We start from the raw sequence: 3,120 nt of genomic DNA, 5'->3' as shown, positions 1-3,120 counted from the left end.
TCGACCGCGAATGCCGCCGCGCTGTCAGGCACGCCGTATGGCAGCGCCGAGTTCCTCGAGAACGGCCACATGGACCCGCTGTTCCAGGCGACCGTGCAGGCGACCGAGGAAGCGATCGTCAACGCGATCATCGCCGCGAAAGACATGGTGGGCGAGGGCGGGCGTTATGCGAAGGCGATTCCGCACGCGGAGCTGGTCAGGCTTCTGAAAGAGTACGGCCGCTACGCGAAGCCCGACTAGCGGCGCGCCCCGTCCCGGATCGGCTATGGGGCGTCGACCGAAAAGTCCCCGGCCCCACGGCCCTCCTGGTGCCGGCGCCACATCTCCTGAAACGCAAGTTCCAGGCGCGCCCGAAACCGCGACGTATCGAACAGGCCCTGCCGCGCCCCGTCCGTGGCAAGCCTGGCCCGCAGTTTCTGCACGAGCGCGGGCGAGCGGGCAAGCTCGACCGCGAGATCCTCGTAAGCCGGAAGGCCGGTGACCACAAGCTCCGGCAGCCCGACGGCGCCCAACAGGCTTGCCGCGACTCGCGAGGCGAAGGTGGCGCCTGGCCGCGTGATCACCGGCACGCCAACCCACAAGGCGTCGCTGGCCGACGTGTGGGCTCCGCAGGGCCACGTGTCCAGGAGGAGATCCGCCGACTGATGGCGCGCGATGTGTGCCTGCTGATCGACGCGCGGCGCGAAGACCAGGCGCTCTGGCTCGACGCCGCGGCTCTGCGCCTCGCGCTCGAGGTTCGCGCGCATGAAGCGATTGTCCTCGAGCAGCCAGAGCACGCTGCCCGGCGCGCGCGCCAGGATACGCATCCACGCGTCGAAGACTTCCGGTGACAACTTGACCGGCTGGCAGAAGCCGCAGAAGACAAAGCTCTCCGCAGGCAGGCCGAGCGCTTCCCTTGCCGGCTTCGTTCCCGGCCGTTCCCGCGCCTGGTCGTTGACCTGATAGCTGACCGGAAGGCGGACGATTGCGCTGTCGAAGTGCGCGCTCGACGCGTCGGGGACGACGACGTGATCCGCGATGATGTAATCGACCGCCCTCGTGCCGAGCGGCCCGGGATACGCCAGGAAGTGCGCCACGACCGGCGCCGGCCTGCGCGCGAGAATGCCCCCACGGCCCCCATCGGTCAGGCCATTGAGATCCACGAGAATGTCGACCTCGTCGGCGGCGATGCGCCGGGCCGCGTCCTCGTCGCGCTCGGCCGAGATGTCCGTGAAATGATCGAAAGCCTGCTGGATGCGGCGCCGCAACGGCGACTCATCGTCCGGTCCGGTCGAATAGCCGCGGACCTCGAATCGGTCCCGGTCGTGGCTCTCGATCAGGCCGGCGATCAGCCACGATGTCGGATGATCGCGGAAGTCGGAAGACAGGTAGCCGATGCGCAGGCGATCGTGTGGCGGGCGCTGCCCGCACCCGACCGGCGCCGGTTCGCCGAACTGCCCGGCCCAGAATCGCCTGGCGCAGAGGTTTTGCACGGCGGGATCGTCCGTGATCATGAGCGACAGATGCGGCTTGATCACGGCGTTGCCGCGGCGGACCCGTTCGATCAGTTCGGCCTCCAGCTCCGGCATGCCTCCCCAGGCACACATCGTGCGACGGCAGGAGACTGCCATGCCGAGCGCATAGTCGAGTTCGGCGGCGAAATCCGGGATCGGCCGGAGCAGCCCGATGAGCCGCTCATAACGGGCGACCGCCTGCTCGAGCAGGCCAAGCTGGTGCAACAGCGTGCCCGAGTTCTGCAGCGCGAGCGTGTTCCCGGGATTGAACGAGAGCACGGCGTCGAATTCCGCCAGCGCCTCGGCGTTTCGCCCGGTAACGCGCAGCGCCTCGGCCCTGGCCAGGCGTGTGTCGGCCGACCGCGGGTTCAGGGCGGTCGCGCGGGTCAGGTTCTCGAGCGCCTCGACCGGCAGACCCAGGGCCTGCAGGGCGCGGCCCCGCAGGAGCAGGATGCCCGGGTCCCCGGACGCCGCCTTCGCTGCCTGGTCGAGGCATGAGAGCGCTTCTTCGGCGCGGTCAAGGTCCAGCAGGGCGGTTGCGCGGTTCAGGATTGCCGGCAGGAACGCCGGCCGTACCCGGCACGCCCGCTCGAACGCTTCGAGCGCCTCCGGCAGCCGGCCGGCGGCGACGAGCAGGACGCCGCGAATGTTGAGATTGACGTGGTCGTCGGGCGCAAGCGCGAGCGCGCCCGTGATGGTGGCGAGCGCCCGGTCGCGCTGCCCGAGGCGGTTCTCTATCAGGGCGAGGGAACGCAGCGCCTCGCTCGATCCGGGATTTGACCGCACGACCGTCTCGCACCGGGCTTGAGCCTCGGAAAGCGCATTGCTCGCGAGCAGTGCTGCGACTTCCCTCAATTCCCTTTCGACACTCATGAAGCGGATGATCGCGCCGAAGCGCGCCGGACACTACCGGAGCGCCCCGTCCGGCCCCGGGTTGCCCGCCAGCGCGCGGAATTTCTCGCGCGCCGCTTCCAGGTACTCCAGCGTCGACGCCTTCTCGCCAGCATCGTTCCATCCGCCGCGCGCCTCGGCGGCCTGGATGACGCGATCCATCCAGGCGACGAAGTACGCGGCATCGGCCGGCGCTGCCGGCGCCGCCGTGAGGTCGATGTAGATCGGGCTCGTCGTCGCATAGGGATAGAGATCGAGCACCTGCGGATGCGCCGCGTCGTTCCAGGCGCGCAATACCACCCAGCCGGCCTCCTTCAGCTCGATCGTTCCGGTGAAGTCGTGGCGCCGGCGGTCGCCCGAGAGCTTGAAGCTCCGGATCACGCGGCCGTTCTGCACGAGCTCGAGATGATCCATCGGTACCGGCGAGCGCATCGAGACGCGAAGCGGAACGCCACCGGGCACGCGCGGGATCGAGTCGCCAGGTTTCAGGCCATCGATCTCGAGCCCGAGCAGGGCGGAGTTGCTGACGAAGCTCCGGCCCGATTTCAGCGCGCGGTGCAGCGCCCCGGCCGTGCGCTCGCCGCCGGTCTCGAGGAACACACGGACCAGCCCCAATGGCCCGCGCAGTGACGCGTAATTCGCCATCGCGTCGGTGCCGGCGCCGGCCGGCAGGCGGAAGCCGAGATTCAGCAGCCGGTACCAGATGCCCGCCGTGATGTGATGGTCGGAGAAGCCC

3 protein-coding genes are annotated in these 3,120 nt (G+C 69.3%); 1 reads left to right on the top strand and 2 read right to left on the bottom strand.

Translation table 11 applies throughout. From position 1 onward, the window contains the following. On the top strand, positions 1 to 240 hold a 240-nt coding region (locus AB7O82_RS37935), incomplete at its 5' end, for a P1 family peptidase (protein WP_428621921.1). A gap of 23 nt (positions 241 to 263) precedes the next feature. Here the strand turns inward: AB7O82_RS37935 and AB7O82_RS37930 are convergent. Then, positions 264 to 2,366: a tetratricopeptide repeat protein gene (locus tag AB7O82_RS37930; RefSeq protein ID WP_428621920.1), complete on the bottom strand. Its 2,103-nt coding sequence runs from the start codon at positions 2,364 to 2,366 to the stop codon at positions 264 to 266. A gap of 33 nt (positions 2,367 to 2,399) precedes the next feature. After that, positions 2,400 to 3,120, bottom strand: a 721-nt coding sequence (locus AB7O82_RS37925) for a CehA/McbA family metallohydrolase (protein ID WP_428621918.1), incomplete at its 5' end; no start/stop codon positions are given.

It is taken from the genome of Reyranella sp. (assembly GCF_050185545.1).
In the GTDB taxonomy this organism is placed as follows: Bacteria; Pseudomonadota; Alphaproteobacteria; order Reyranellales; family Reyranellaceae; genus Reyranella.
Note: the sequence above shows the minus strand (reverse complement) of the source record. Positions and strands in the feature narration are given on the sequence as shown.